The organism is Arthrobacter sp. P1_C12_2 (assembly GCF_056406415.1).
This window is the reverse complement of sequence record NZ_JBFUAF010000003.1, coordinates 207,892-234,890: the sequence shown is the minus strand read 5'-3', so window position 1 is coordinate 234,890 and position 26,999 is coordinate 207,892. Positions and strand designations below refer to the sequence as shown.

General features: G+C 66.9%; 22 protein-coding genes. 7 read left to right on the top strand and 15 right to left on the bottom strand.

The features are described from left to right. The first annotated feature begins 7 nt into the window (after nucleotides 1–7). Nucleotides 8–1,312 (top strand): MFS transporter, encoded by a 1,305-nt coding sequence (locus AC1DZQ_RS05675; RefSeq protein ID WP_476962583.1) that lies wholly within the window; start codon nucleotides 8–10, stop codon nucleotides 1,310–1,312. An 84-nt stretch (nucleotides 1,313–1,396) separates the two neighbouring features. Next, nucleotides 1,397–1,894, top strand: a complete 498-nt coding sequence (locus AC1DZQ_RS05670; protein WP_476962582.1) for a cytidine/deoxycytidylate deaminase family protein — start codon at nucleotides 1,397–1,399, stop codon at nucleotides 1,892–1,894. Nucleotides 1,895–2,138: 244 nt separating this feature from the next. Here the strand turns inward: AC1DZQ_RS05670 and AC1DZQ_RS05665 are convergent, their stop codons facing one another. After that, the gene (locus AC1DZQ_RS05665) at nucleotides 2,139–2,558 is read right to left on the bottom strand and encodes a DUF4383 domain-containing protein (RefSeq protein WP_476962581.1); all 420 of its coding nucleotides are present in this window, start codon (nucleotides 2,556–2,558) and stop codon (nucleotides 2,139–2,141) included. Nucleotides 2,559–2,776: 218 nt separating this feature from the next. On the opposite strand from AC1DZQ_RS05665, the gene AC1DZQ_RS05660 reads away from it, so the two are divergent. Next, the gene (locus AC1DZQ_RS05660; RefSeq protein ID WP_476962580.1) at nucleotides 2,777–4,096 is read left to right on the top strand and encodes a cell division protein PerM; all 1,320 of its coding nucleotides are present in this window, start codon (nucleotides 2,777–2,779) and stop codon (nucleotides 4,094–4,096) included. Nucleotides 4,097–4,118: 22 nt separating this feature from the next. On the opposite strand, the gene AC1DZQ_RS05655 is transcribed toward AC1DZQ_RS05660, so the two are convergent. Next, nucleotides 4,119–4,550, bottom strand: a complete 432-nt coding sequence (locus AC1DZQ_RS05655) for a hypothetical protein (protein WP_476962579.1) — start codon at nucleotides 4,548–4,550, stop codon at nucleotides 4,119–4,121. 39 nt (nucleotides 4,551–4,589) lie between these two features. Here AC1DZQ_RS05655 and purN point away from each other — a divergent pair, with 39 nt between their 5' ends. Beyond that, a complete protein-coding gene (gene purN / locus AC1DZQ_RS05650) occupies nucleotides 4,590–5,156 on the top strand; it encodes a phosphoribosylglycinamide formyltransferase (protein ID WP_476962578.1) in 567 nt (188 codons plus the stop codon). A 495-nt stretch (nucleotides 5,157–5,651) separates the two neighbouring features. Further along, nucleotides 5,652–6,263 carry a hypothetical protein gene (locus AC1DZQ_RS05645; protein WP_476962577.1) on the top strand — a complete coding sequence of 204 codons (612 nt, stop codon included), beginning with the start codon at nucleotides 5,652–5,654 and terminating at the stop codon, nucleotides 6,261–6,263. Between the two features lie 69 nt (nucleotides 6,264–6,332). On the opposite strand, the gene AC1DZQ_RS05640 is transcribed toward AC1DZQ_RS05645, so the two are convergent. Continuing rightward, on the bottom strand, nucleotides 6,333–7,685 hold the full coding sequence (locus AC1DZQ_RS05640) for an MFS transporter (RefSeq protein WP_476962576.1): 1,353 nt from the start codon (nucleotides 7,683–7,685) through the stop codon (nucleotides 6,333–6,335). Between the two features lie 150 nt (nucleotides 7,686–7,835). On the opposite strand from AC1DZQ_RS05640, the gene purH reads away from it, so the two are divergent. After that, nucleotides 7,836–9,530, top strand: a complete 1,695-nt coding sequence (purH, locus tag AC1DZQ_RS05635; protein WP_476962575.1) for a bifunctional phosphoribosylaminoimidazolecarboxamide formyltransferase/IMP cyclohydrolase — start codon at nucleotides 7,836–7,838, stop codon at nucleotides 9,528–9,530. A 560-nt stretch (nucleotides 9,531–10,090) separates the two neighbouring features. Here the strand turns inward: purH and AC1DZQ_RS05630 are convergent. Further along, nucleotides 10,091–11,089: a trypsin-like serine peptidase gene (locus AC1DZQ_RS05630; protein ID WP_476962574.1), complete on the bottom strand. Its 999-nt coding sequence runs from the start codon at nucleotides 11,087–11,089 to the stop codon at nucleotides 10,091–10,093. Nucleotides 11,090–11,334: 245 nt separating this feature from the next. On the opposite strand from AC1DZQ_RS05630, the gene AC1DZQ_RS05625 reads away from it, so the two are divergent. Then, complete coding sequence (locus tag AC1DZQ_RS05625; RefSeq protein WP_476962573.1) at nucleotides 11,335–13,557, top strand: NADP-dependent isocitrate dehydrogenase; 2,223 nt, start codon at nucleotides 11,335–11,337, stop codon at nucleotides 13,555–13,557. A gap of 138 nt (nucleotides 13,558–13,695) precedes the next feature. Here AC1DZQ_RS05625 and AC1DZQ_RS05620 read toward each other — a convergent pair whose 3' ends face one another. The 11 genes from AC1DZQ_RS05620 to AC1DZQ_RS05570 all read right to left on the bottom strand — a co-directional run bounded on the left by AC1DZQ_RS05620 (nucleotide 13,696) and on the right by AC1DZQ_RS05570 (nucleotide 26,949). After that, nucleotides 13,696–14,277: an SRPBCC family protein gene (locus AC1DZQ_RS05620; RefSeq protein ID WP_476962572.1), complete on the bottom strand. Its 582-nt coding sequence runs from the start codon at nucleotides 14,275–14,277 to the stop codon at nucleotides 13,696–13,698. Between the two features lie 211 nt (nucleotides 14,278–14,488). Further along, a complete protein-coding gene (locus AC1DZQ_RS05615) occupies nucleotides 14,489–15,010 on the bottom strand; it encodes a mucin-associated surface protein (RefSeq protein ID WP_476962571.1) in 522 nt (173 codons plus the stop codon). Continuing rightward, on the bottom strand, nucleotides 15,007–16,224 hold the full coding sequence (locus tag AC1DZQ_RS05610; RefSeq protein ID WP_476962620.1) for a serine/threonine-protein kinase: 1,218 nt from the start codon (nucleotides 16,222–16,224) through the stop codon (nucleotides 15,007–15,009). The genes AC1DZQ_RS05615 and AC1DZQ_RS05610 overlap by 4 nt, the downstream gene beginning before the upstream one ends. Before the next feature lie 447 nt (nucleotides 16,225–16,671). Then, nucleotides 16,672–17,868, bottom strand: a complete 1,197-nt coding sequence (locus tag AC1DZQ_RS05605) for a hypothetical protein (protein ID WP_476962570.1) — start codon at nucleotides 17,866–17,868, stop codon at nucleotides 16,672–16,674. A gap of 154 nt (nucleotides 17,869–18,022) precedes the next feature. Beyond that, complete coding sequence (locus AC1DZQ_RS05600; protein ID WP_476962569.1) at nucleotides 18,023–19,093, bottom strand: Gfo/Idh/MocA family protein; 1,071 nt, start codon at nucleotides 19,091–19,093, stop codon at nucleotides 18,023–18,025. A 111-nt stretch (nucleotides 19,094–19,204) separates the two neighbouring features. Beyond that, entirely contained in the window at nucleotides 19,205–19,912 is a 708-nt protein-coding gene (locus AC1DZQ_RS05595; RefSeq protein ID WP_476962568.1) for an ABC transporter ATP-binding protein, read from the bottom strand. A gap of 2 nt (nucleotides 19,913–19,914) precedes the next feature. After that, the gene (locus tag AC1DZQ_RS05590) at nucleotides 19,915–21,330 is read right to left on the bottom strand and encodes an ABC transporter permease (protein WP_476962567.1); all 1,416 of its coding nucleotides are present in this window, start codon (nucleotides 21,328–21,330) and stop codon (nucleotides 19,915–19,917) included. A gap of 247 nt (nucleotides 21,331–21,577) precedes the next feature. Further along, complete coding sequence (locus tag AC1DZQ_RS05585; protein ID WP_476962566.1) at nucleotides 21,578–22,681, bottom strand: substrate-binding domain-containing protein; 1,104 nt, start codon at nucleotides 22,679–22,681, stop codon at nucleotides 21,578–21,580. 67 nt (nucleotides 22,682–22,748) lie between these two features. Beyond that, nucleotides 22,749–24,017 carry a multiple monosaccharide ABC transporter permease gene (gene mmsB / locus AC1DZQ_RS05580; protein WP_476962565.1) on the bottom strand — a complete coding sequence of 423 codons (1,269 nt, stop codon included), beginning with the start codon at nucleotides 24,015–24,017 and terminating at the stop codon, nucleotides 22,749–22,751. 54 nt (nucleotides 24,018–24,071) lie between these two features. After that, nucleotides 24,072–25,628, bottom strand: coding sequence for a multiple monosaccharide ABC transporter ATP-binding protein (gene mmsA, locus AC1DZQ_RS05575; RefSeq protein ID WP_476962564.1), 1,557 nt, complete (start codon nucleotides 25,626–25,628; stop codon nucleotides 24,072–24,074). A gap of 130 nt (nucleotides 25,629–25,758) precedes the next feature. Then, a complete protein-coding gene (locus AC1DZQ_RS05570; protein WP_476962563.1) occupies nucleotides 25,759–26,949 on the bottom strand; it encodes an ROK family transcriptional regulator in 1,191 nt (396 codons plus the stop codon). Nucleotides 26,950–26,999: the final 50 nt, after the last annotated feature.

Sequence of the window (26,999 nt, the reverse complement as noted above, 5' to 3'; positions counted from 1 at the left end):
AGGAATCATGACTGACACTGTCGTCAAGACTGACCTGGAGATACGCCGCAAGTCCCGGCTATCTCCGGAAATCCGCCGGGGACTGCTCGGCCTCGGACTCGGGAACACCCTGGAGTGGTACGACTGGATGGTCTTTGGCCTGCTGTCGGCCTTCATCGGACCGAAGTTCTTCCCGTCGCAGGACCCCGTTGCCGCAACGCTGAGCGCGCTGGCAGTCTTTGCCGTCGGCTTCGCGTTCCGTCCGCTGGGCGGAATCATGCTCGGCACCCTGGCCGACAGGATCGGACGACGCCGCGTAATGCTCTGGTCCATCATGATGATGGCAGGCACCACGCTGATCATTGCCCTGTGCCCGACCTATGACCAGATCGGTGCCGCCGCCGGCGTCATCTTGCTGGTCTGCCGCATCATCCAGGGCATCTCCACCGGCGTTGAGGCGCCGCTCTCCACCGCCCACGCCGTCGAACTCGTCCCCGAGGGACGTGAGGGCTTTGTCGCCGGCATCATCTCCTTCTACGTCAACGCAGGCATCCTGCTCGCGTCGCTTGTCAGCTACTTGTCGTCCCTGATGCTCGGCGGAGCCGTCATGGCCGACTGGGGCTGGCGTGTGCCGTTCGTCGTCGGCGCAGCCTTCGGCTTTGTCGTGGTCTACCTTCGCCGGACCCTTCCTGAAACCATGAAGCCGGAGGAGCTGGCGGACAACTCCGCGAAAAAGGTCTGGGGTGGCGTGCGCAAGCACTGGCTCAGCGTTCTGGCCATCACGTTCGTCGTCGGCGCGGCACAGGCCTACAACTACGCGTGGAACACCGGCCTCCCGACGGCGGCCCGTACCGGCTTCAAGGAAGACGCGACCGCTGTCTTCGCACTCACCACCATCCTGGGTGTCGTGCTGGTTGTCGGTAGCCTCATTATCAGCAAGGTCGCTGACGGCAAGTCGATGTCCAAGTGGTTCCTGATCACCCGTGCGCTGGCCATTCCGTCCGTCTTCCTGATGCTGATGTACGTCAAGCCCGGCATCGCAGGCTTCGCTGCCGTCCTCCTCGGTGGCTCGGTTGTGCTGGTCCTGAACATGACCCTGTACAACGTGGTCACCAGCTCCCTGATGCCGAAGGGTTGCCGCGGTGCCGGCACCGCGCTCGGCTACGGCCTGGGCGTCGCACTCTTCGGTGGCACGGCCTCCTACCTCCTGGTCTGGCTCCAGTCCATGAACGCGTCCTGGATCTTCCCCGTCTACGTGGCTGTCCTGTCGGCGCTCAGCATCGTCTTCTACCTGCTCGCCCGGAAGAAGAACGGCATCTTCATCGGCCGGTAAGACACAGCCAGGTACGAACACCGGCACGTAAGAACAGCGGCACGTAAGAACGCCGGCACGTAAGAACGGAAAGTGGGAACCCTTATGGACGCCAGTCGCCCGGACGGAAGCGGTTTGCAGGCAAACGTGCTCTCCTTTGATCTCGACGCGTTGGACGTGGAGCTTTACGAGGCAGCGCGTGGGCTGTTGCTGACCGCCCATCACAGCGAAAACCACCGGGTGGCCGCCGCCATGCGTGGTGCGTCGGGGGCCATCTACCTCGGACTGCACATTGGCGCCAAGCGCATCAACGTGTGCGCCGAATCCAGCGCCCTCGCCAATGCCCGTATGGCACAGGAGGCAGCAATCCACTCCGTGGTGGCCGTCAGCATGGACGGGCAGGGACAGCCTCAAGTCACGAACCCCTGTGGCCTCTGCCGGGAGCTGCTGCGTTCCTACGGAACCGAGACGTCTGTACTGGTCGATGCCGAGGGCGAAGTGGGGAAGGTCCGGATCAAGGACCTGCTGCCATTTCCCTGGATGCGTGCCACCGAAACGGAGTGGGACACCCTTCCGCCCCGCGTGGACGAACGCGCAAGCTAACAAGCCGCCGCAGTACCCGCACAATCACCAGCGGGAACGGCAGCGGTAGGGCATCACGGAAGGCCGGGACTCACAAAGTCCCGGCCTTCCGGCGTGCCGGGACGTTCCGCCGTCGGGCGCTGTGCCGAGCAGACCGCCCGGCACACAGAAAGCTGGTGCAGCCGCCGCGTTTCCGCTAAGCCACTGCACCAGCAGGTAGTACGAATTTTTTCGAATCTATGAAACGTTACTCATTCGCGGCTCCCTAGGTCCCGGGGGTTGATGACCGGGTCTTTACGTCTTCTTCAAGGTGCCTCGTCAGCAGCCAGCCTGCGCCGGCCATTGCTACGCCCATTACCATGAAGGCCCAGTTGTCCATGGTGTTCAGCGACAGGAAGTTGGCCGCCGAATCCACGCCGACGATGAAACCGTAAATGCTAAGGACGATGTACAGCAGACCGGAGCCCATGAGGAAATTCCGGGCGCCCACGGCGGTCCGGGACATGGTCAGGCCGGTGGCGCCGATCGCGAGCTGAACGATGTTCAGCAACATCGACACCTGGAACAGGTTCAGGAACAGAGCCTTGGAATCAGGCCCGAAGAACCTCAGTTCGCTGTAATGCGTAGTGATGCCGGGGATGAACCCCAGGATGCCCACGACGATCAGGACGATACCTACACCCATGCCAACGTTCTGCACATCTGTCCGACCAAGATGAACGCCATGCGCATGAGGAGATGCGGTAGTCATATCTGCCTCCAACCACTGATTGCGGACATTTACAATTTTACGACCCGGGTATGGAAAAAGCTCGGCGGCCCAGGTGGGCGAATTCCGCGGATCCGGCCATTGTGCCTGTCGGAAACCGGCCGGATGCCGGGCCCGTGGCACCATGGATCTCGATGAAACTGCGCGCTGATCAGACCGGACAACGTGGCCTTCCCATGCCTCTGTGGCTGCAGGGTGCCCTCGAGTCCGCCCAGGCCGCCGTCATTTCCGCCCTCGTGGTGGTGGCGCCGATCGTCATGGTCTGGGCCACGGCCGGATTCCAGCACGGCGGGTTCGACGTCCTGGCACGCCTGGCCGGCCAGGCCTGGCTGCTGATCCACGGCGTTCCGCTGCTGCTGGACACCGCCGGCGCCGGGTCCGCCGCGCAGCCGGAATCCGGGACGCTCTCGCTCATCCCGCTGGGGCTGGCCCTTATCCCGTTCCTGCTCGCCTGGCGCGCGGGGCGGAGCCTTGCCCGCGCCTCGTACACGGACCAGCTCTGGCAGGCGCTGCTTGGTTCCTGGCTGGCGTACGCGGGATTCGGGATCGTCACGGGCTTCGTCTGCCGCACAGCCGACGTCGGGATCAGTCTCTGGGCCGCCGCATTCATTCCCCTCATCCCGTTCGGGCTCGGCATGGTGGTCGGGGCGCGCCGCGAGGCAGGCTCGTGGAGCCGGCTGATCGGCGTCGACGCCGTGGCCTGGCTGTCCCGCACCAGCCAGCACTCCCGCTGGGCCGGCTCGTACCTGGGTTCGGCCATCAAGGCAGGATCGGTGGCGCTGATGGCGAGCCTGGCGATGTCCGCCGCGCTGCTCGCCGTCGACCTCTTCATCCACTGGAACCTTGTGGTCGCCGTCTATGAAGGGCTCGACGCCGGTGCCCTGGGCGGCGGTGTCCTCACCATCGTGCAGCTCGGCTTCCTGCCCAACCTCGTCGTGTTCGCCCTGGCCTGGATCTGCGGCTCGGGGTTCGCCCTGGGCGTCGGGTCGCTGGCCGGGCCGCTGGGGACCGCCGTCGGGCCGCTGCCGTCCATTCCTGTGTTCGCGGCGCTGCCGTCCGGTTCCCTCGACTTCGGTTTCGTGGCACTGGTGGTGCCGGCGCTGGCCGGGGCGCTGGCCGGCTGGTGGTTCCTGCGCGAAGGCGAAAACCACTTCGACGAATGGCTGTCCATCAAGATCCGGGCCCGCTGGTTTACCGCCGCCGCCTCCACCCTGGTGCTGGGTGCGGTGATCGGTTCCGTGGCCGGGCTGCTCGCGGCGGGGCTCGCCTGGCTGGCCCGCGGTTCGGCCGGCATCGGGCGGCTGACGGAGATCGGTCCCGATCCGCTGCGCATGGCACTGTTCGTGGCCGCGGAGGTCGGCATCGGCGTCGTGATCGGCTACGCGGCTGGACCCTGGCTGGAACGCCAGCAGAAGCTGCGTGAGGCAGACCTCGAGACGGTCAACAACCGCTAGCGCGGCTGCGTGGGTGTAGCTGTTAGCGCAGCTGCGTGGGCAGGGACTTCTCCAGCTGCGTCCTGCATTCCGAGGTTGCCTGCTGTGTCAGGGCGTGGCGGACGCACTGCTGGTAGTCGCGGATCTGGGTGAAGAACAGCGTTGAGGCCAGAACCACGAGCAGCATCACCGCCGAGACGATCAGCCCGGAAATCGCGCCGTACAGGACCAGCCGTGATTCCTTGTATTTCACCGCACGGATCAGCACCGCGATGCCCAGCGCAATCCCGGCCGCGGTGAGGAGCGCCGTCAGCCACACGTAGTTCACGTCGAGCTGGAAGACGAAGAACGAGCCCAGGACTGCGACGATGAACAGCCGGAACAGGGTGTGCGTCAGCCGTGCGGAATCTTGTGCCGCCTGGCCGCCCGGTTGCCGGTCCGGCTGGCCGCTGCCGGATTCCGTGGGGGGATTCATGTTTTCCAGCCTACGCGAGCGGCCCCATAAGCTAGGACCATGCGCATAGTTGTCCTCGTTTCCGGCACCGGCTCCAACCTCCAGGCAGTTATCGATGCCGTGAAGTCCGGTGCGCTCGACGTCGAGATCGCCGCCGTCGGCGCCGACCGGCCGGGGACTTTCGGGGTGGAGCGCTCAGCCGCCGCCGGGATTCCCACGTTTGTGGTGGACTTCAAGGCCTACCCGGACCGGGCGGCCTGGAATGCGGCCCTGACCGAGACGGTCTCCGGCTTCGCCCCGGATGTGGTGGTGTCCTCGGGCTTCATGCGGATTGTCAGCGCCGACTTCATCGAAGCGTTTGGCGGCAAATACCTGAACACGCACCCGGCGCTGCTGCCGTCCTTCCCCGGCGCCCACGGTGTCCGCGACGCGCTGGCTTACGGTGTGAAGGTCACCGGCTGCACGGTGCACTGGGCCGACGCCGGGGTGGACACAGGCCCCATCATCGCGCAGGAAGCCGTGGCGATCGGGGACGGCGAGAGCGAGGAATCCCTGCACGAGCGCATCAAAGTCGTCGAGCGCCGGCTCCTGGTCTCCACGCTCGCCGCCCTCGCCGCAGCCCCGTAGCCCCGCACCCCCTTCCGTAGCCCGCCCACCCTCATAGGCGACCCACCCAACTGACTCGCAGCAGGGGCCGTTTTGAGCGCTCAGAACGGCCCCTGCTGCGAGTCAGTTGGGTGAACGGGCCACGGCCTGTGGATAACCCTCCGAGACAGTCCTCGGATTTGCGACGATGGGTCGATGAGGCCACCTCGACCGCTCCCAGCACCGCTCGGCTTGGCGCCGTTCACAGTTCAAGAGGCAGCCGAGAGGGGGATCAGCCGGCGCCGTCTTAAGCATCGCTCCCTGCACGTTCCGAGCCGCGGGATCCGGCAGCCCTTAGAACTGACCGCTGAACTGAAGCTCCAAGCCAGGCCCCTCACGCTTGTCACGCAATTCTCCGCGGCCTCCCACGCGACCGCCTTCCGGATCTGGGACTTTCCGGGTTTCCTCCCGGGCTCCGATGCTCCCGGGATCCACATTTCCCGTCCGGACACGATGGCCATACCCCGGCGCAGGGGCGTGACTGGCCACGTCGGGCAATTCTTCGCCGACGAAATCACCACGATCGACGGCGTCCTGGTCACCACGCGGACCAGGACGTGGCTGGACTGCGCCCGGAAGATGAGCATCGACGAGTTGACAGTGGTGGCGGACCACTTGTTGCGTCATCCGCGGCCCGAGTTTGAAGGCCGGGCGGAACCTTTTGCAAGTCCGGAGCAGCTGGCCGAGATGCTGGACCGACACAAAGGTACGCCCGGCATCCGCAAGGCACGGCTCGCCTTGGATGAGGCCCGGATCGGTGCCGACTCCGCCCCCGAGACGAGGCTCCGGCTCGCGTTGTGCCGTGCGGGGCTGCCGGAACCGGAACTGAACATGAGCACGGTCCTGCGCTCCGGAGTCGTGCGTCAACCTGATCTTGCCTATCCGGAGCACCGGGTTGCCGTGGAGTACGAGGGCGCCGGGCATTCCGAGCCGGCCCAGGTCATCCGTGACATCGCCAGGGAGGAGGATTTCAGCAGCGCCGGCTGGATCCTGGTCCGGATCTCGAAGCGGCACATGGAGAACGACGCGAGGGCCGCCGTTGCCAAGGTCCGCGCCGCGCTCGCCTCCCGCGGCTGGCAACCCAACTAGCTCGCAGCAGGGGCCGTTCTGAACGCTCAAAACGGCCCCTGCTGCGAGTCAGTTGGGGGAGGGGAGGAGTTATTCGAGCCGGCGCTGCTTGGTTTCGGGGGCGAAGAACGCCATCCAGAGCACGGAGAGCAGCACGAGGCCGCCGGCCAGCGCGAACGACGTCGCGAGCCCCAGTTCCGGCCACAGGAAGGCCGCGAAGATCAGCGGACCGAACCCGGCGCCGAGCCGGGAGAACGTCGAGGCCCAGCCGAAGCCGGAGCCGCGCAGCTCCGTGGGGTAGAGCTCGGAAACGTAGGTGTAGAGCACCGGGATGGCCACCTGCACCACAAACCCGAACACCAGGAGCCAGAACACGGCGGCGGTGGGGATGTCCACCACGATCGCCACAATCACCAGCGTCAGCGCGGACAACGGGCCCGTGATGGCCAGGATCCATTTGCGGCCCACCCGCTCCACCAGCAGGGCGGCCACCACGACGCCGAGGAGTCCGACGGCGGCCATCGACGCCGTGGTCAGGAAGGCCTTGTACTCCTCGAAGCCGGCGCCGATCAGGATCCGCGGCATCCAGGTCAGGGACAGGTAGTACACCAGCAGGATGCTGAAGAAGAGGGCCCACGCCGCCGTCGTGATCTTCCAGTTGAACTGCCAGAGGGCGCGCAGTTGCGTCCACGCGCTGCCGGCCGAGAGACGTGGTGCTTCCTGCGGTGCGGGCAGGCTGTAGACCCGGGGCTCGGCGCCGGTGGCCAGGACCAGGTTGTCGATCACCTTTGCGGCCTCGTCGCGGCGGCCCTTGCGGATCAGGAACAGCGGGGATTCCGGCACGCTGCGGCGGATCCAGAACACCAGCAGGGCCGGAAGCACCATCACCAGCATGGTCAGCCGCCAGTCCGCGAAGGCGGCGATCAGCCCGGCGGAGACAAAACCGCAGAGCGCGGCGCCGATCGGCCACCAGCCGTCCATCGCGGTAAGGACCCGGCCGCGCTGTCTGCGGGGGGTGAACTCGCCCACCAGCGCATAGTCCACCGGGATGCAGCCGCCCAGGCCGAACCCGGCCAGGAACCGGAACAGGACGAACCACAGGAAGTCGGGGGAGAAGGCGCCGAGCACCGTGAAGATGGAAAAGATCAGCAGCGTCGCGGTGAAGGCCTTCTTGCGGCCGATGGTGTCCGCGATGGTGCCCCAGACAAAGGCACCCAGGGCCATGCCAATCAGGTTCGCCGTGCCGATCCAGGCGGCATCGCCCGGGGTCAGCGACCAGTGCTTGGACAGCAACGGAATGAGGATGCCGTTGAGGGTGACGTCCCAGGCGTCGAACATGAAGCCCAGTCCGCCGATCAGGAAGATCCGGCCCTGGACCTTCCACCGCCACGGCAGCTCCTGGACCACCTGTTCGCCGCTGGGCACAGTGGTGTAAGTGTTCATCTTGGCCTCCTGTGAAAACTCTACGTGGCCCGGGCGCGGCCGGTGTCTGCTTCACACTCCGGCGCGCGGGACGGCCCGGCGCCGCGACGCGATAAACTGGCCGCATCCCCACCACCCGCGGCCCCGCCGCGATATAAGACGGAGACTTTTGTGAGCTTCACGCAGCTTGACCGTGTATCCATCGACCGAGTTCCCATCCGCCGGGCACTGATTTCGGTCTACGACAAGACCGGTCTGGAGGAGCTCGCTCAAGGCCTGCACGCCGCCGGCGTCAAGATCGTCTCCACCGGCTCCACGGCCAAGAAGATCGCCGCCGCGGGCATCCCCGTGCAGGAAGTCGAGGAAGTCACCGGGTCCCCGGAAATGCTGGACGGCCGCGTCAAGACCCTGCACCCGCGCGTGCACGGCGGCATCCTCGCCGACCGCCGCGTCCCGGCCCACATGCAGACGCTGGCGGACATGGAGATCGAGCCGTTCGACCTCGTCGTCGTCAACCTCTACCCCTTCGTGGAGACCGTGAAGTCCGGTGCCGCGCCTGACGACGTCGTCGAGCAGATCGACATCGGCGGCCCCGCAATGGTGCGCTCCGCCGCGAAGAACCACGCCGCCGTCGCCATCGTGGTGGACCCGTCGTCCTACGGTGCCGTGGTGGAGGCGGCCGCCTCGGGCGGCTTTGACCTGCAGACCAGACGCCGGCTCGCCGCCAAGGCGTTCGCGCACACCGCGGCCTACGACACCGCCGTGGCCACCTGGACCGCCAGCCAGTTCCGCGACGAGGATGGCGACGGCGTGATCGACTGGCCCGCCTACGCCGGCCTGGCCCTGGAACGCTCCGAGGTGCTCCGCTACGGCGAAAACCCGCACCAGCAGGCCGCACTGTACGTGGACCAGGCCGCCCCGGCCGGCATCGCGCAGGCCGACCAGCTGCACGGCAAGGCCATGAGCTACAACAACTTTGTCGACGCCGACGCCGCCCTGCGCGCCGCCTTCGACTTCGCCGAGCCCGCCGTCGCGATCATCAAGCACGCCAACCCGTGCGGTGTGGCCGTGGGTTCCGCGTCCGCGGCGGATCCCATCGCCGACGCCCACGCAAAGGCGCACGCCTGCGATCCCGTGTCCGCGTTCGGCGGCGTCATCGCCGCGAACCGCACGGTCACAGCCGGCATGGCGCGGACTGTCGCCGGCATCTTCACGGAGGTCGTCATCGCGCCGGGCTTTGACGAGGAGGCCGTGGAGATCCTGTCCAAGAAGAAGAACATCCGCCTCCTGGCCCTCCCGGACGGATACGGCCGCTACCCGACCGAGTTCCGCCAGGTCTCCGGCGGCATGCTGGTACAGGCGACGGACAAGGTCGACGCCGACGGCGACACCCCGGCGAACTGGACCCTTGCCGCGGGCGAGGCCGCCGACGCCGCCACGCTGGCCGACCTCGCGTTCGCCTGGACCGCCTGCCGCGCAGCGAAGTCCAACGCCATCCTGCTCGCGGACGACGGTGCCGCCGTCGGCATCGGCATGGGCCAGGTCAACCGGCTCGACTCCTGCAAGCTCGCGGTCGAACGCGCCAACACCCTCGGCGTCACCGTGGAGTCCGACGTCGACGCCGCCGGCGGTGCCGCCGGCGCTTCCGGCACCGACGCCAGCGAAGCTCCCGAGCGTGCCCGCGGCGCGGTGGCCGCCTCGGACGCGTTCTTCCCGTTCGCCGACGGACTGCAGATCCTGATCGATGCCGGCGTCCGCGCCGTGGTCCAGCCCGGCGGCTCCGTCCGGGACGAGGAAGTCATCGCCGCGGCCAACGCCGCCGGAATCACCATGTACTTCACCGGAGCCCGCCACTTCTTCCACTAGGCCTGTTCCTCAAAGCCGCACAAAGAATGGACATGCCCTCCCTTAGCCGGAGGACATGTCCATTTTTTGTGCCACGAGTGGGGTGGGAGCCGGTCCGCGGGACATGCTCATTTTTCGCGGCSAGGRGTGGGCATATGGGGGATATGTCCAGGCCCCGGTGGGTGGGGAGGGCATGTCCCGTGAGCTCYGGAGCTGCCAGGGCCAACCGGGGGACATGCTCCTTCTTTGCGGAGCGCAGARGACCAGCCCGGSAGGACATGCTCAATTGTTTGCGGAGCGAAGAGGGCCCACCAGGGGACATGTCCACTTTTCATGCCAAGGCCCGGACATATGGGGGATATGTCCGGGCCTTGGCGCGAGCGGAGGGCATGTCCAGCGGCGGGGGGCGATCCGCCGTCGCACATTAAAGCCGGCGCGGGGCCACTGCGTCCTCCCCACTGCTGAAGATGGGCCGCAAGTGACCCCGCGCCGGGGTAAACAGGGTTGACGGGGTAAACAGGGTTGACAGGGTAAACAAGCCTGGCTGCACGGGCCCCGCGGACGGAGCCCGTGCCGTCAGGTTAGGAAGCGGCCGCCGTGGTGTAGGCCTGCTGAATCACGCTGCCCCAGTACGGGCCGTACATCTTGGTGGAGTTGCTGCCGTAGCCGTAGCTGTTGATCGAGTTCTGGTAGCCGGAGGCGCTGGTGCCGATGAACCACGGACCGCCCGAGGACCCGCCGGTCATGTTGCAGGGGATCCCCTGGGTGTTGAACTGCGGGTTGTAGGGATCGTTGGTGGCGGTGCCGGAGCAGCTCTTGAGGGATTCACCGTTGAAGGGCGCCGCGGCGGGGTAGCCGTAGGACTTGTAGGTCAGGCCGCGGGCGGCGTTGAACTGCAGCCCGGAGCCGCCKACGACATCGCTCAGATACTGGCCGTTGAGCGTGGACATGACGGCGAAGCCGGTGTCATAGGTCATGTCGCCCGAGGAGCTCCACTGAGTGGGGGCGTAGAGGGCCTTGGCCGTCCACTTGCCGTAGGGGGCGGCGCCGTTCAGGTACGCCGGGACGAACGTGAACTTGGTGGCGAAGGCGCCCGGGCCCTCATTCACGCAGTGCCCGGCCGTGGAGACCGTGCTCTTGTTGCCGGAAGAGACCGAGTTGCCGGAGCAAACATAGTTCGTCCCGCCGAGGGTGAAGAAGACCTTGCCGATGTGCGGGACGGGGGTCTCGCTCGCATTGGCCTTCGTCTGGAGCGTCTGGGACTGCAGCTTGGGAGCCGCGGCCTCGACCTTGCTGGGTGCGCCCGTTTCCGCCGGGCCCCTGGCCGCGGCGGCCTTGCCATTGCGCTTCATGGCCCTGTCGGCCAGGACATCGCCGGGGACGGCGCTGCGCATGCGTTCCGCAGTCCAGTAGTCGGCCGCGCCCGTCTCGGTGACGGTGTGGCTGGCGACATCGGAGGCGGAGACCGGTGCCTTGGCCGGTGCGGGGGAGGCCGTGGCCGCCCCCGCGGCACTCAGGGCCAGCAGCGCGGCGGCCGAAAGAGTCAGCAGGCTGGTGGCCAGAGTCTTGGGTGTTCTCATGGGTGTCCTAACCGGTGGAAAAGCGGGGCGGCCGCTGTTGGCGGCCGCTGGATGGAACGAAACTACGGCAATTTGACTAACCTGTAAAGTCACCTGTCAATTTTTGTTATGCCGTGTTGGGGTGTCACTCTTCCGTCCGCGCACGACGCCGGTAGGCGTCAACGGGGGCACCTCGGGTAAGTTAGGGGTGTTGAGATAACACAAGATTCCGGAAATACCCAGACCTTCAGGGAGACGCCCGCGCAATGGCAAAGATTATCTATACCCACACCGACGAAGCGCCGATGCTGGCCACCTATTCGTTCTTGCCGATCATTGAGGCGTTCGCCTCGACGGCCGGTGTGGAAGTGGAGACCCGCGACATCTCGCTGGCCGGCCGCATCATCGCCGTGTTCGGCGACTACCTCACCGAAGAGCAGCGGGTCAGTGACGCCCTGGCCGAGCTTGGTGCCCTCGCCAAGACGCCCGAAGCCAACATCATCAAACTGCCCAACATCAGCGCCTCCGTGCCCCAGCTGAAGGCCGCCATCGCCGAACTCCAGGGCCACGGCTACGCGCTGCCGGACTACCCGGACAACCCCTCCTCGGACGAGGAAACGGACATCCGGTCCCGCTACGACAAGATCAAGGGCTCCGCCGTGAACCCGGTCCTGCGCGAAGGCAACTCGGACCGCCGCGCCCCGCTCTCGGTCAAGAACTACGCCCGCCAGAACCCGCACAGCATGGGCGCCTGGACGCCGGAGTCCAAGACCAACGTGGCCCACATGGACGCCGACGACTTCCGCTCGAACGAGCTGTCCGTGGTGATCGAGGCCGACACCAACATCAAGATCCAGCTTGTCAAGGAAGACGGCACCGTAAAGGTCCTCAAGCGTGCCTTCCCGGTCCTGGCCGGTGAGGTCATCGACGGCACCGTGATGCGCGCCGCGGCCCTGGATGAGTTCCTCGCCGCCCAGGTTGTCCGGGCCAAGAACGAGGGCGTGCTGTTCTCGGCCCACCTCAAGGCCACCATGATGAAGGTCTCGGACCCCATCATCTTCGGCCACGTCGTCAAGGCCTACTTCGCGGACCTCTTCGCCACCTACGGCGAGCAGATCGCCGCCGCCGGCCTGAGCCCCAACAACGGCCTTGCCTCCATCCTCAACGGCCTCGACGACCTGCCGGAGGAGATCCGGGGCGACGTCCAGGCAGCCATCGAAAAGGGCCTCAACGAGGGCCCCGAACTTGCGATGGTCGATTCCGACAAGGGCATCACCAACCTGCACGTGCCCTCCGACGTCATAGTCGACGCCTCGATGCCGGCCATGATCCGCAGCTCGGGCCACATGTGGGGCCGCGACGGCCAGGAAGCCGATACGCTCGCCGTCCTCCCGGACAGCAGCTACGCCGGCATCTACCAGGTTGTGGTTGACGACTGCCGCGCGCACGGAGCCTTCGATCCCACCACCATGGGCACCGTCCCGAACGTCGGCCTCATGGCCCAGGCCGCCGAGGAATACGGCAGCCACGACAAGACGTTCGAAATCCAGTCCGCCGGTACCGTCCAGATCGTCGACGACGCCGGCACCGTGCTGATCGAGCACACGGTTGCCCCGGGCGACATCTGGCGCGCCTGCCAGACCAAGGACGTGCCGATCCGCGACTGGGTGAAGCTTGCCGTCACCCGTGCCCGCGCCTCCGCCACGCCCGCCGTGTTCTGGCTGGACAAGGGCCGCGCGCACGACGCCCGGATGATCGCCAAGGTGGAGGAATACCTCAAGGGCCACGACACCGAGGGCCTGCAAATCGCCATCATGTCCCCGGACGAGGCCACGGCCTTCACGGTGGAACGCCTCCGCAAGGGCGAGGACACCATCTCGGTGACCGGCAACGTGCTCCGCGACTACCTCACCGACCTCTTCCCGATCCTGGAACTGGGCACCAGCGCCAAGATGCTTTCCGTGGTGCCGCTGATCAACGGCGGCGGCCTGTTCGAGACCGGCGCCGGCGGATCCGCCCCGAAGCACGTCCAGCAGCTGCTCAAGGAAAACCACCTGCGCTGGGACAGCCTGGGCGAATTCCTCGCCCTGGCCGTCAGCTTCGAGCACCTCGCCACCAGCACCGGCAATGCCCGCGCCCAGGTCCTGGCCGACACCCTGGACCGCGCCACCGGCACGTTCCTGCTCGAGGACAAGTCCCCGAAGCGCAAGGCCGGCGAGCTGGACAACCGCGGCAGCCACTTCTACCTGGCCAAGTTCTGGGCCCAGGAACTGGCCCGCCAGACTGACGACGCCGAGCTCGCTGCGGCCTTCGCCGCCGTTTCTGACGCGCTGACCTCCAATGAGGACACCATCACCGGCGAACTCCTGGCCGTGCAGGGTTCCCCGGTGGACCTCGGCGGTTACTACCGGCCGGACGCGGCCAAGGCCGCAGCGGTCATGCGCCCCTCGGCGAAGTTCAGCGAAGTGCTTGCAACGCTGACCAAGTAGTCCAGCCGCAGCGCGCAGACGGCGCTTTGGCAATACCTGGCCGGTCGCCACGCAGAACGCCCCGTCTCCCGAAAGGGAGGCGGGGCGTTTTGCTGCCAGTCCGCAAAGCGCAAACCAGTCAGCCCAGTAAACGACCGGTTAGCGCTGGTCCTGGCCGAAGGGCGGCTCGGGGGCAAGATCGGGATCGGCGTCTACGCGCTGGAAGGCAGGCTCCGCGCCGTAGCCCACTTCCTCCTGGAGCGGTACGGCGGTGGCAGCGCCGGGCGCGACCGGGTCCACGCGTCCGCGCCACCCGCCCGTCTCGGCGCCGCGCTCTTCGATGAACTGCTTGAACTTCTTCAGGTCGGCAGCAACCTGGCGGGAATCAAGGCCGATGGCCGCGCCGATCTTTTCCGTGGCCGAGTCCGGCTCCCAGGTCAGCTCGACGTTCACCTTCGTTTCGGCGTCGCCGAGGTCCTCGAACCAGACGGTGCCGGCGTTCCGAGGTTCATCAAGGCTTTCCCACGACACCCGCTGGTCCGGTTCCTGCGTAATGATCCGCGCATCGTAGTCACGCCGGACTCCACCGATGCTGGTCTTGAAATGGACAGTGGTGTCGTCCAGTTGACTAACGGATTCCACGCCGCTCATGAAGTGCGGAAATTCCTCGAACTGCGTCCACTGGTTGTAGGCCTGGCTTAGCGGAACATTGACTTCGATGGATTCCTGAACAATTGCCATGCAGGCGTCACTCCTTCGATTGGCGGACGGCAGTCCGCGATTCTTGTCGTTGACCGGCGTAAAGCCGTTCCTCTACGCTAGCGGGCTTCCGCCGAAATAGTAAGTAGGCTGACGATGACGACGGCGGAGTGACGGTCGGTCTGCGGCATGCCGACGCTTGTCGCGGCCGCGAGTGGCGCGGAATCTGGTGCGGCAGCAGTTACGTGGTGCCTCAGCCTTTGCCGTTCCCCTTCTTCGACTTGCCCTTGCCAGCCGGAGCAGGAGCCGGCGCAGGCGCAGGCGCCGGGGCGACGGCGGCCGGGGCAGGCTGGGCGGCAGCCGCCTGGGCTGCCGCCTGAGCCGCGGCAGCCTGTTCAGCCGCTGCTGTTTCCGCAGCCTTCCGGGCCGCCTCGGCCGCCTGCTGCGCGGTCAGGTCCGCGCGGACGGCGTCAATCGATGACTTGATGCTCTGGTGGCGTCTGAAGGACACCTCGCCGCTCGCGGCGACGGCATCCAGCCGGGTCAGCAGTTCGTCAAGGTGCTTCAGGGAACCGGCGGGGTCGTTGGCGGCTGCAGCCTCGCTGACAGCCAGGACTTCGGCTTGCAGTTGCCTGGCCGCGCCGCTGCCCAGTTCGGGGGCGGGGGAGCCGCAGCCGGCCAGTGCCCCGGCCAACAGCAGTCCCGCCAGGATTCCTGCGGACATCCGGTGCCTGGTGCCGCTGTGGTGCTGCCCGGCGGTTCTCGACTGGCTCATGGTTCCACGCCCTTTTGCAGATCCTTCAGGTGATCGCCGAGCGGTCCGGTGACGGTGGGGTAGGGGACGACGTCGGGCGCCGCGGGGGCTGAGATGGTGACCGCGATCGTTGCCGCGACGGCAAGGACTGCCAGCACGGCGAGCAGCACAGCAACGCGGGTGCGGAGCCGGGCCCGGAGGAACCAAGCGGCTCCGCGCGACACGGAGCGGCGGTGGCGCGGCCGAAGGGGGAGGGCATCCGGGTCCAGCGCGATCAGGGGGCGTGTTCCCGCCGCTACTCCGGGCCGGGGCGCGCGGGGCCGCCTTGGCGGCGGGGCCGGGAGTATCCGGGTGGGTTCCGTTTTGACGGGCCCGGGCAGCGATCCGGGGGAAACGAGCGCAACGCGGAAGGCCGCCTCGAGGTCGGCGGCCGCGGGGCGGTCCAACGGGTCCAGGACGGTCATGGCCTGGATTAGCCGGGCCCACTCCTCGGGCACGGTGTCCGGAATGACGGGGGCGCGGTGCAGGCGGGCCACGGCGGATTCGACGGCGCTGCCCGGGTACTCCACTTCGCCCTTGAGGCATTCGAGCAGGACCAGGCCCAAGGAGTAAATGTCGCTCGCCGGTCCGAGATCGGCGCCGCGGGCCTGTTCCGGACTGAGATAGGCGGCGGTTCCCACCAGGGTTCCCGTGGTTGTAAGCCGGGTCCCATCGATGATCCGGGCGATGCCGAAGTCTGTGAGCTTGGGCCGAAGCGGCTCGCCCGGCCGGACCGGCACCAGGAGGATGTTGGCGGGCTTGATGTCCCGATGGACGATGCCGAGGCCGTGGACATAGGCGAGGGCGTCGGCGATCCCGGCGCCGACCACGGCCAACTCGTCCAGCGGCAGGGGACTGTGGCGGATCCGGGTCCGCAGATCCTGGCCGTCCACGAGCTCCATGGTCAGGAAAGGGCGGGGTTCGTCGGGAATCCGGGTGTCCGTCCCGGCGTCGAACAGCGTCACCAGGCTTGGGTGGTTCAGGGTCGCCAGCAGCTCGATCTCTGCTTCCTGGCGGCGAAGCTCGTCAGGATCGGCCGATTGCGGTGCAAAGAGTTTCAGGGCAACGTCCCGGCCAAGGTTCAGGTCCCTGGCAGTGTAGACCGACGCCATGCCGCCCCGGCCAATCACCTCCCCCAGCTGATAGCGGCCGCCCAAGGGCTCCGCCGCGATGCTGTTGGGCGAACTGTTCACGATGTTCCCGTACCTTCCGTGTGCGCACCGGCGGTGCTCCTAAAGAATGATACGGGGACGGGTATCTGGTTTTGTTCAGCGCGGCGGCGGCAGACGCGCCGGTCCGGGTAGTGAAGTGCAGTGCCTGGCCGGCCGCTCATCCGCAGGCGCCCTTCCGCCGGAGCATGCCGTTGGGTCCCCCAGCGGACCCAACGACCTCGCTCCGGCGGTACAGGACCTTGATGGGAGCGGTGGCATGCGCTAGGGCGGGCGGGGCTTGCAGCCGGGCCGCGGCTGCGGACCGGAGTGTTCCGGGTGGGCGGGCGCTGACGGGGTCAGGCCTGAGGGGATTGGGGTGCCGGAAACCCGGCGGTGGACGGTCGAGTCCATGGGGGATTCTCCTGGGTGACTGTTGACGGGCGGCAAAGGCAGCCCGACGGACCGTGCTCTGGGGAGGCAGAGACGGCCCGACTAGTCAGGAGAAGAACCGGGGTCAGCGCTAACGGCTGCGTACTCGTGCTGGAGCGGACCGCTGATAGGGTCGGCGCCGATCGTAGGCACGTAGAAGAACAGGCTGGGCATCCACGCGGCCGTTCCGGCAGGCCCGCTGCCGGAGTGCCCGCTGCCGGATCCGGAGCCCGGAGCAGGCGGGAGTGCTTCTGGCGCAGGCAGGCCCGTGCCGCCATGCCACGGGCTCGGACCGGGGTTACCGGAGGGATCCGGCGGTTCACCGGTACCGGCAGGGGGCTCGGCCGGCGGGGCAGCGCCGGACTGGACAGGTGGCCCGCCCCGGGGTTCAGGCATGAGCAAGGCGGGATAGGCAACCGGGGCAACCGGAGGACTGGATGCCTGGAAGGGACGGGCCGCCTCGGAGCCGGTGGGAGCAGCCGCCGGCGGTTCTGCTGGCGCAGCCACGGGGGCGACTGCTTTGGCGGCGCCCGACGACGGGGCGCCCGACGACGATGCGCCGTCGACGGCTGCCGGCGTCCCCGCCGGGACGGCGCCCGGAACGACGCCGCCCGAAGGTACGGACGCGGGGTCACCGGGCAGCGCGCCGGCCGCATCCGGAGCCGGGGCCACGGGATCTACGGCCGGCGGAACAACGCCGGGAACAGGAACAGCAGGGTCTACGGCCGGCGGAACAACACCTGGGTCCACCACGGGCCCGGTTGCCGGCGGGGTGACTGCAGGCGCAGGGAGCGAAGGGTCAGGTAGCGAAGGGTCAGGGATCGGCGGGACAGGGACCGCCGGGTCGGGTGCCGCCGGCACGGTGGGGTCCGGAACCGCAGGATCCGGAACCGCAGGGGCAGGGGCATTGTCCGCAGGCTCGTCGGTGTCGGCGGAACCAACGTCCGCCGCAACTGCCCTCGGGCCCGGAACGGCGCCTGCCGCCCAGGTGCCCGCCGGGACTGTAGCGATGTCCACGGAGACCACGCCGTCGAGGGAGGGAACAGGGAGGTCGTCGGCGTCCGCACAGTCGGCGGCGGCCGCGCTCTCAGCGGCCTCGGCAGCCGTCCTGGAGAACGTGCAGGCATCGTCCGCCTGTGCGGCCGTGCAGGACAGTGTCAGCCACGCGGCACCGGCGACGGCGGCCAGGAGAACCCGGCGCAAGGGGCGCATGGGGCGCAGGGTGAGGCCCGCGCGGGAAGACGCTGCTGCTGGATCCATGCGCGCACCCCCGCTCCCGGAAGACTGGACAATTGCCTACAGGGTAAGTCGGCCCCAACGGGAGAGTCCAGAGCGGAGCCGAAACTGTAGGCATACCGAGACACTTGGGATGCGCCGCGTCCGTTGGCTGTGGGACGTCGAAAGCGGGATGTGGTCAGTGGGCGTCGTTGGGGTAGCTCACGCCGAGTTGGGCGCGTACGCCGTCGAAAAGCCGCATGGTGTTCAGGGAGTCTTCCAGCGGCATGACCGGGCTCTCGGTGAGCCCCTGCTGGATGCACCGCGTGACCTCGCGGAGCTCGTAGGTGTAGCCACGCCCCACCACGGTGAACTGCTCCGTCCGGGGCTCCTCGAAGCCGATCCGGATCAGCAGTTCCTTCGGGTTGTTGATGGAGCCTGGGCTTTGAAGGTAGCCCTTGCTGCCCGCGACGGTGGCAGTCCGGGGTCCGTAGGCCATCAATGACGAGGTCAGTTGGGCCTGGGCACCGTGGTGGTAACCGAGCGTCAACGCATTCTGGGCGTCCACGCCGTCGTCGTTCAGCCAGCCGGTGGCGCTGACCGTTTGCGGGAACCCCAGGGTGCCGAGCGCCCAGAGCAGGGGATACACCGTCATGTCCAGCAGGGCGCCGCCACCGTCCTTTGGCGCCCACAGCCGGGAACCGGGCGAGTACGGCGCCGGAAAGCCGAGGTCGGCGCCGACCCATTTCACCTCGCCGATCTCGCCCGAGGCGGCGATCTCGAAGGCCCGCTGCATGCTGGGCAGGAACCGGCTCCACACCGCCTCCATCAGGAACAGGCCCTTTGCCCGCGCCACCGCGATGAGCTCGGCTGCTTCCCGGGCGTTGATCGTGAGGGCCTTCTCGCACAGGACGTGCTTGCCGGCGTTGAGGGCGGCGAGGGCTATTTTGTGATGGTGGGCGTGCGGCGTGGCGACGTAGACGACGTCGACGGCGTCATCCGCGAGCATGCGGGCATAGCCACTTCTGCCGTCCTGGTCACCGTAGGCGCGGACAAAGCCGTAGTCGGCCGCGAACGCGTCCGCGGCCGCCTGCGTGCGGGAGCTGACGGCGTACAGTTCCGCATCCGCCAGCAGTGCGAGGTCGCGGGTAACCGAAGCAGCGATCCCGCCGGTGGCGATGACCCCCCAGCGCAGCCTGGCGCCGGTGGCTGTGCGGGGATCCTGGTCCGGCTGGCTGAACAGCCACGGCTTCGCGATGAGGGCAGACATGGTGCCATCTTCTCACCGGATCGCTGGTGGGGTGGGGTTTTAGCCCAGGGGGGCGACGACGGAGCTGCGGACGGATCGGAGGGGATCCGCCCGCAGCTCCTCCGCCGGACCTCAGCCGGTCAGGGCCGCCGCCGCGCGGGTCCGGGCCGTTTCCTCCGTGAGCCGGCCCTGCTGGAGCCGGAAGCGCCGGTCCGTCTTGTTGGCCAGGGCGCGGTCGTGGGTGACCACGAGGATGGTGGTGTTGTGGTCCCGGCTGAGCGTGCTGAGCAGCTCGATGATGTGCTCCCCGGTCTGCTCGTCCAGGTTGCCGGTGGGTTCATCGGCCAGGATCAACTTGGGTTCGTTCGCCAGCGCCCGGGCAATCGCCACCCGCTGCTGCTCGCCACCGGAAAGCCGGTTGATGCGCCGGACATGCTTGTCCGGATCGAGCTGGACCTGTTCGAGCAGCTGCCGGGCCCGCTCGGCCCGGGCGGCCTTGCGCACGCCGGCGAACTCCATCGGCAGCATCACGTTGTCCACGGCCGAGAGATTCGGGATCAGGTTGAACTGCTGGAACACGAATCCGATGTCCCGGCGCCGGTAATTGGTCAGCTTCCCGTCCGGCATGCCGGCCAGGCTCACGCCGTTGACCACCACATCGCCGCTGGTGGGCTTGTCCAGCGCCCCGAGCAAGGAGAGCAGGGTGCTCTTGCCGCTGCCGCTCTTGCCCACGATCGAGGCCAGCGTGCCCTGCTCGAGCTCGAAGCTGACATCGTTGACCGGCTTGATGGTCCGGTCGCCGGACTTGAACGTGCGGACCAGGTTCTTGACTTCGATCATGGCTATTCTCCTCGGAGGACTTCGATGGGACGGATGCGGGCGGTGAGCAGGGCCGGGACGAGGGCCCCGATGATGGCGACGCCGAAAACCGCGGCGATGCCCGCGGCAATGACGCCGGGGGAGGCGCTCGCCGTCACGGAGGTCAGCAGTTGGCTGGCCCCGCCGAGCGGGCCGCCCGCCCCGCCCGGGAACCCGCCCGGGCCGCCCCGCTGGCCGGTCGCCGCCGTCGTGCTGGAGCTGCTTGAGCTGATGAGGGCGCTGGCGATGCCGCCGCTGGCGAGGGAGGCGACGGCGGCGCCCACCACGCTGCCCAGGGCCACCAGGACGAGGGCCTCCAGCACAAACTGCAGGCCGATGGTGCGGTTCGGGGCGCCGATGGCCTTCAGGACGCCGATCTCGCGGCGGCGTTCGCGGACCAGCATGACCATGATCAGGAGGATGATCAGGCCAGCGGTGCCAAGGGCCGCGACGAAGGCGATGAAGGAAATGTTYTTGACGCTGTCCAGCGAGCTGACGGCGGTCTCAAGGTTCCGCTGGCCCTGGGTGACGTCGGCCTTGTCGGCGCCGAGCGCCGCCTGCAGGGCGGTCTTGGCGGCGTCGACGTTTTCCATGCTGTTGACCGTCACGATCATGGTGGAGAGTTCGTCCGGCAGCGCGGCGAGGGTCTGGGCCGTCGGCAGCGTCACGTAGAGCGCGTTGTTGCCGAAGGCGGTCCCGGAGTCGAACAGTCCCTGGACGGTGAAGGTCTGGGCCCCGATGGTGAACGTCGAGCCGACGCTGAGGCCGTTCTTCGTGGCCAGCGTGGTGCCCAGCAGGGCGCCGGTGGACGCGGCGGTGTAGTTGCCCAGGCCGGTGCCCTGCGTCAGCTGCAGGGCCTTGCCGGTGGAGTCCACCCCTGCGCCGATGCCGGTTGCCGTGATGGGCAGCGAGAACGCCGGCGCGGCCTGCGTGGTGCTGCTGCTTCCGGATGTGCTGGAAGTAGCTTGGTTACGGTTGCCGAGCGTGCCGGCGTCGACGGCGGCCGTGAGGCTCGTGGTGACGGAGGTGGCCGACTGCCCGCCCGGCCCGCCCTGCGCTGGGCGTCCGGACGCGGCCTCGGCGGCGGTTTCAGCGGCGTTGCGCAGGCGCAGCGCCTTGGTGCCCACAACGGTGCTGACGTTGGGGACGGCCGCGGCCGTGGCGGCCTGCGCCGAGGTCAGCGGTTCGCCGCCGCCCTCGAACCCCTGGCCGCCGGCCGGGTTCACGGTCAAGACCGTGCCCACCGAGGCGTTCAGCTCGGCGACCTTGCCGGTGACGGCCTGGTTGGCCACGAGCATGGCCAGGGCAAGTCCGATTGCTACGGCCAGCACAGCCACCACAGCGGCGGTCCTGACCTTGTTTCGAAAGGCGTTGCCTACACTCCGGGCAAGAACGCTCACGGTACTCCTAGGATTTCTTTGCCGGGCCCGATGCCCGGCGCTGATCCCACAGTGGTACGGGCCGCTGTGCGAACCTCCCGGCGAAGCTATGTCTCCGCTGTGAAGCGAATTACCGCAGGCGAAAGACCAGGCGGAAACCAGGCGGACAACCAGGCAAGACGAGCCAACGCAAGAGCCCCGGCCCTCCCTCGCGGGGGAGCCGGGGCTCTGTTGCCTGGCGCGCGACTGTCGCGTGCCGGGGCGGGTACTACTGCTTGGTGATCGGTCCGAGTACCGGATCGTTCTCGTACGCCGTGTGGACGTTGTCCTTGGTCACGATGACCGGCTTCAGCAGGTACGCGGGAACAACCTTGACTCCGTTGTTGTAGGACTTGTCGTCGTTGATCTCGGGCGTCTTGCCTGCCTGGACGTCGTTGACCATGGTGATCGAGTGGTCAACGAGTGCATTGGTGTCCTTGTTGATAGTGGAGTACTGCTCGCCCGCCATGATGGACTTGACCGACTCAACCTCGGAGTCCTGGCCCGTGACAATCGGGATCGGCTTGCCGGCGGCCTTGACAGAGGTGATGATCGCGCGGGCCAGGGTGTCGTTCGGGGAGAGCACGCCGTCAAGCGGGGCGCTGCCGTACGTTCCGGCGAGCAGGGTGTCCATGCGCTTCTGGGCGTTCTCTGCCTTCCAGCCCTGGGTAACGGCCTGTTCGAAGCTCGTCTGGCCCGAGAGGACCTTGAGGGTGCCGTCGTCGATCTTCGGCTTCAGGACGCTCATGGCGCCGTCGAAGAAGACCTTCGCGTTGGCGTCGTCAGGTGAACCTGCGAAGAGCTCGATGTTGTACGGGCCTGCCGGCTTCTTGCCCTTCATGCCGTCCAGCAGCGCCTGGCCCTGGAGTTCACCGACCTTGAAGTTGTCGTAGGCCACGTAGTAGTCCACGTCCGGGGTGTTCAGGAGCAGGCGGTCATACGCGATGATCGTGGCGCCGGCATCCTTGGCCTGCTTGAGCTGGGTGCCCAGCTGCGCACCGTCGATGGCACCGACGATGATGAGCTTGTCGCCCTTGGTGATCATGGCACTAATCTGGTTCTGCTGATCCGAAACGCCGCCATTGGCGAACTGCACATCCGGCTTGTAGCCGGCCTTGGTGAGGCCGTCGTTGAACAGCTGCTCCGCCAGAACCCAGTTTTCCGAGGTCTTCTGGGGCAGCGCGACGCCGATCGAGGAGCCCTTCGGGAATGCTTCGCCTCCGGAGCTCGAACCGCCGGTAGTCCCGGTGTCGGAACGGCCGCAGGCCGTCAGCGCCAGTGCCGCAATAGCAGCGATCGCTGCTGCCTTTCCTGCTTTACCAATCATTCGCATTGCTTGGTTCACTTTCTTTTGATGGTGTGCGGAGAAAACGGGGGAATCGTGGACCAGGGGGAGCCGCTCAGGCTCCCCTGGAGATGACGTCTGTGGTTTGGGTTGTCTCGTCGGCCTTGATCTCGTTACTGCGGCTGAAGTTCTTCATCAGCATCCCGACCACGGACCTCTTGCCCTGGGTCTTGTTGTAGACGTCGAAGGCGACGGCGATCAGGAGCACCAGGCCCTTGATGATCTGGGTGAGGTCGGCGCCGACGCCGAGCAGCTGCAGGCCGTTGTTCAGGACTGCCATGACCAGGCCGCCGATGATCGAGCCGATCACGGTGCCCACGCCACCGGTGACAGCGGCGCCGCCAATGAACACGGCGGCGATGGCGTCCAGTTCCCAGCCGACGCCGTCGAAGGGGCCTGAGGCGGTGGAGCGGCCGACGAAGATCATGCCGGCGAGGCCGGCCAGGAAGGACATGTTCATCATGACCAGGAAGTTGACCTTCTTGGACTGGACACCGGAGAGCTCGGCGGCGTGCCGGTTGCCGCCGACGGCGTAGATGTGGCGGCCGATAACGGTCTTGGAGGAGATGAAGCCGTACACGAGGACCAGGACGGCCAGGATCAGGCCCGGCACGGGGAAGGAGGTGCCCGGCCGGCCGGTGGCAAAGAGGTAGGTCGCGTAGAGGATGGCGCCGGAGACCAGTACCAGTTTGAGGACCATGACCCACGCTTCGGGAACCTCGGCACCGAGGGCCTTGGCGTTGCGGCGGGAGCGGATCTCGCTGAAGATCACGAACGCGACGCCGAGCAGGCCAATGAGCATGGTGGGGTTGTTGTAGCCGGTATTCGGTCCAAACTCGGGCAGGTAGCCGGAGCCGATGTACTGGAAATCCGTGGGGACCGGGATGGTGTTCGACTTGCCGACCAACTGGTTGGCGCCGCGGAAGATCAGCATGCCGGACAGCGTCACGATGAACGCGGGAATGCCGACGTAGGCCACCCAGAATCCCTGCCAGCACCCGATCAGGACGCCGAGCCCCAGCCCCATCAGAACGCCGATGTACCAGGGCAGGCCCCAGTCGCGGATGAAGAGTGAGACGCAGACACCCACGAAGGCCGCGACGGAACCGACCGAGAGGTCGATGTGCCCGGCGATGATGACCAGCACCATGCCGATGGCGAGGATCAGGATGTAGGAGTTGCCGTTGAAGAGGTTGATGACATTGCCCGATGTGAGCGTGCGGCCCTCCGTGAAAATCTCGAAGAACAGGATCAGCGCAACCAGGGCGAAGATCATGCCGAATTGGCGGGTGTTGCCGCCAAAGAGCTTCTTGAGCGCGTTCATTGTTTCAGTCCTTGTGTCCGGGGTGTTCGGATTGTTCTGGTTTGTCCCAAAGGGTCAAGCGGTCTTGCGGGCGGACGTCATGAGTTTCATGAGGCTTTCCTGGCTGGCTTCGTCCTTGTTCAGCACGCCGGTGATGGCGCCTTCGAAAATCGTGTAGATCCGGTCCGAGAGGCCCAGCAGTTCGGGCAGTTCCGAGGAAATGACGATCACGGCCTTGCCCTCGTTGGCCAGCTTCTGGATGATGCCGTAGATCTCGTATTTGGCCCCGACATCGATCCCGCGGGTGGGCTCGTCCAGGATCAGCACGTCCGGGTCGGTGAACATCCATTTCGCCAGCACGACCTTCTGCTGGTTGCCGCCGGAGAGCTTCGCGACGCCTTCCTCCACGGAGGGCGTCTTGGTCCGCAGCGACTTCCGGTATTCCTCGGCGACGGCGTATTCCTTGTTGGCGTCCACCACGAAGTTCTTGCTGATCTTGCGCAGGTTTGCCGAGACCGTGGTGGCCTTGATGTCGTCCAGCAGGTTCAGGCCCAGGGACTTGCGGTCCTCGGTGACGTAGCCGAGCCCGGCGTCGATCGCCTGGCGGACGCTCTTGAGCTGCAGTTCCTTGCCGTCTTTGTAGACATGGCCCGAAATGAAGCGGCCGTAGGAACGCCCGAACACGGACCGGGCCAGCTCGGTGCGTCCGGCGCCCATCAGGCCGGCGAACCCGACGATCTCGCCCCGGCGGACAAAGAAGTTGGAGTTCTTGCAGACCAGGCGGTCCTGGATCTGAGGATGCCCGACGTTCCAGTTCTTTACCTCGAAGAGGACCTCGCCGATCTTCGGCTCGTGGTCCGGGAACCGTGATTCCAGTGTCCGGCCCACCATGCCCTTGATGATGCGGTCCTCGTCGACGCCGTCGGCCTTGACGTTCAGGGTCTCGATCGACTTGCCGTCGCGGATGATCGTGATCTCATCCGCGATCTGTTCGATCTCGTTGAGCTTGTGCGAAATGATGATCGAGGTGATTCCGCGGCCCTTGAGGCCCAGCATGAGGTCCAGCAGGTGCTGGGAGTCGGACTCGTTCAGCGCCGCCGTGGGCTCGTCGAGGATCAGGAGTTTGACAGACTTGTTCAGGGCCTTGGCGATCTCGACCAGCTGCTGCTTGCCGACGCCGATTTCCTTGATGGGGGTGTCCGGGTCCTCGCGCAGCCCCACCCGGGCCAGCAGTTCGGTGGACCGGGTCCGGGCCTCGGCCCAGTCGATCACGCCGCGCTTGGTGGGCTCGTTGCCGAGGAAGATGTTCTCCATGATCGACAGTTCGGGGATGAGCGCGAGTTCCTGGTGGATGATCACGATCCCGGCGTGCTCGCTGGCCCGGATGTCCTTGAACTCCTGGACCTCGTTCTGGTACACGATGTCGCCGGTGTAGGTGCCGAAGGGGTACACCCCCGAGAGCACCTTCATCAGGGTCGATTTCCCGGCGCCGTTCTCACCGCAGATGGCGTGGATCTCGCCGGCCTTCACCCGCAGGCTCACATCGGCCAAAGCTTTAACGCCGGGGAATTCCTTGGTGATGGAGCGCATCTCGAGGATTAGCGGATCACTGTGCGTGTTGAGGGACGTCATCTGCCCTTACGCCTCCAATGCATGACTTCGTTGTCCGCCCCTGCAAACCGCAGGGCCGTCTGATGGAAAAGTAAACTGGATCACGCCCTTGTCGTCAAGTCTTTAACGCAACGGGCGGATAACAAAATGGTTAGTTACGCCGGATTCCGGCGTGCTGGAAGACCAAAGCCGTGGCCCCGAGGGCCTCCGCCCGGTCGCCCAGGGACGACATCGTGAGGGTGGTTGTCTCGCCGACGACCGGCACCGCATGGCGGATCAGGCCGCGCCGGATTGGGTCCAAAAGGAGTTGGCCGAGCCCTGCCAGCGGGCCGCCGACCACGATGACTTCAGGGTTGATCAGGTTCGCCACGTTGCCGAGGGCGCGTCCGACGGCGAGCCCGGCATCGTCCACGACACGGAGCGTCGCGGAGTCCCGTTCCAGGGCCTTTCGGACGATGTCCCCGGGCGTGAGCGGCCGGTCCTCGCCCCGGCTCAGGAGCTCGATCATGGTGGTGGTGGAGGCGATGGTTTCCAGGCAGCCGCGGTTACCGCAGCGGCAGATCAGCCCGTGCTCGTGGATGGTGGCGTGGCCGATTTCGCCGGTGATGCCGACGTTGCCGTAGTACGGGACGCCGTTGAGGATCAGACCCGCGCCGATGCCCGAGCCGATCTTGAGGAACATCAGGTTGCTGATGCCGCTGTGCGGCCCCCACGTGACCTCGGAGAGCGCGCCCAGGTTGGCGTCGTTGTCCACGAAAACGGGGAGTTCAAGCGCTTCTTCGAGGCGTTTGAGGATGTTGATGCCCACCCATTCGGGCAGGATCGCGCCCTGCGCCACGGTGCCGGTGCGGCGGTCGATGGGGCCGGGAATTCCGACGCCGGCACCCACCAGGGCGCTGCGCTCGACGCCGCTGTCCGCGAGCAGCCGGTCCAGTACGCCGACGGCGGCCTGGATGCCCTCCTCGGCGTGGTGGCCCAAGGGCAGCAGGACCGACTCTTCGGCGATCACGTGGTAGCTCAGCGAGGCGAGCACGACGCGCAGGTGGCGCCGGCCGAAGTCGATCCCGACGGCGACGGCTCCGTTGCTGTTGAGCCGGACGTTCAGGGCGCGCCGCCCGGAACTGGTGATGGGTTCAGTCGAGGCCAGCCCGGCGTCCTGCATGATCTTGACGATGTTGGAGACCGTGGCAGTCGAAAGGCCCGTCTGGCGGGCCAGTTCGGCCTGCGTGGAAGGGCCCGCGAGGAGGCATTCGATGATCCGCTGCTGGTTCAAATGCCGGAGGGCGGACTGCGATCCCGGGTTCTTGGTGCGGCTCCTCGTTGAGCGCGTTGGTGAGGGCATGCTATGAAGCGTGACGCATTCCCGGCTTGTAGTCAAGAAGTTAACGCAAC

Excerpts from the sequence above, each read along its gene's own strand:
- AC1DZQ_RS05675 (WP_476962583.1), top strand. The coding sequence starts at position 8 with ATGACTGACACTGTCGTCAAGACTGACCTGGAGATACGCCGCAAGTCC.
- AC1DZQ_RS05670 (WP_476962582.1), top strand. The coding sequence starts at position 1,397 with ATGGACGCCAGTCGCCCGGACGGAAGCGGTTTGCAGGCAAACGTGCTC.
- AC1DZQ_RS05665 (WP_476962581.1), bottom strand. The coding sequence starts at position 2,558 with ATGGGTGTAGGTATCGTCCTGATCGTCGTGGGCATCCTGGGGTTCATC.
- AC1DZQ_RS05660 (WP_476962580.1), top strand. The coding sequence starts at position 2,777 with ATGAAACTGCGCGCTGATCAGACCGGACAACGTGGCCTTCCCATGCCT.
- AC1DZQ_RS05655 (WP_476962579.1), bottom strand. The coding sequence starts at position 4,550 with ATGAATCCCCCCACGGAATCCGGCAGCGGCCAGCCGGACCGGCAACCG.
- purN (WP_476962578.1), top strand. The coding sequence starts at position 4,590 with ATGCGCATAGTTGTCCTCGTTTCCGGCACCGGCTCCAACCTCCAGGCA.
- AC1DZQ_RS05640 (WP_476962576.1), bottom strand. The coding sequence starts at position 7,685 with ATGAACACTTACACCACTGTGCCCAGCGGCGAACAGGTGGTCCAGGAG.
- AC1DZQ_RS05625 (WP_476962573.1), top strand. The coding sequence starts at position 11,335 with ATGGCAAAGATTATCTATACCCACACCGACGAAGCGCCGATGCTGGCC.
- AC1DZQ_RS05620 (WP_476962572.1), bottom strand. The coding sequence starts at position 14,277 with ATGGCAATTGTTCAGGAATCCATCGAAGTCAATGTTCCGCTAAGCCAG.
- AC1DZQ_RS05615 (WP_476962571.1), bottom strand. The coding sequence starts at position 15,010 with ATGAGCCAGTCGAGAACCGCCGGGCAGCACCACAGCGGCACCAGGCAC.
- AC1DZQ_RS05605 (WP_476962570.1), bottom strand. The coding sequence starts at position 17,868 with ATGGATCCAGCAGCAGCGTCTTCCCGCGCGGGCCTCACCCTGCGCCCC.
- AC1DZQ_RS05600 (WP_476962569.1), bottom strand. The coding sequence starts at position 19,093 with ATGTCTGCCCTCATCGCGAAGCCGTGGCTGTTCAGCCAGCCGGACCAG.
- AC1DZQ_RS05595 (WP_476962568.1), bottom strand. The coding sequence starts at position 19,912 with ATGATCGAAGTCAAGAACCTGGTCCGCACGTTCAAGTCCGGCGACCGG.
- AC1DZQ_RS05585 (WP_476962566.1), bottom strand. The coding sequence starts at position 22,681 with ATGCGAATGATTGGTAAAGCAGGAAAGGCAGCAGCGATCGCTGCTATT.
- mmsB (WP_476962565.1), bottom strand. The coding sequence starts at position 24,017 with ATGAACGCGCTCAAGAAGCTCTTTGGCGGCAACACCCGCCAATTCGGC.
- mmsA (WP_476962564.1), bottom strand. The coding sequence starts at position 25,628 with ATGACGTCCCTCAACACGCACAGTGATCCGCTAATCCTCGAGATGCGC.
- AC1DZQ_RS05570 (WP_476962563.1), bottom strand. The coding sequence starts at position 26,949 with ATGCCCTCACCAACGCGCTCAACGAGGAGCCGCACCAAGAACCCGGGA.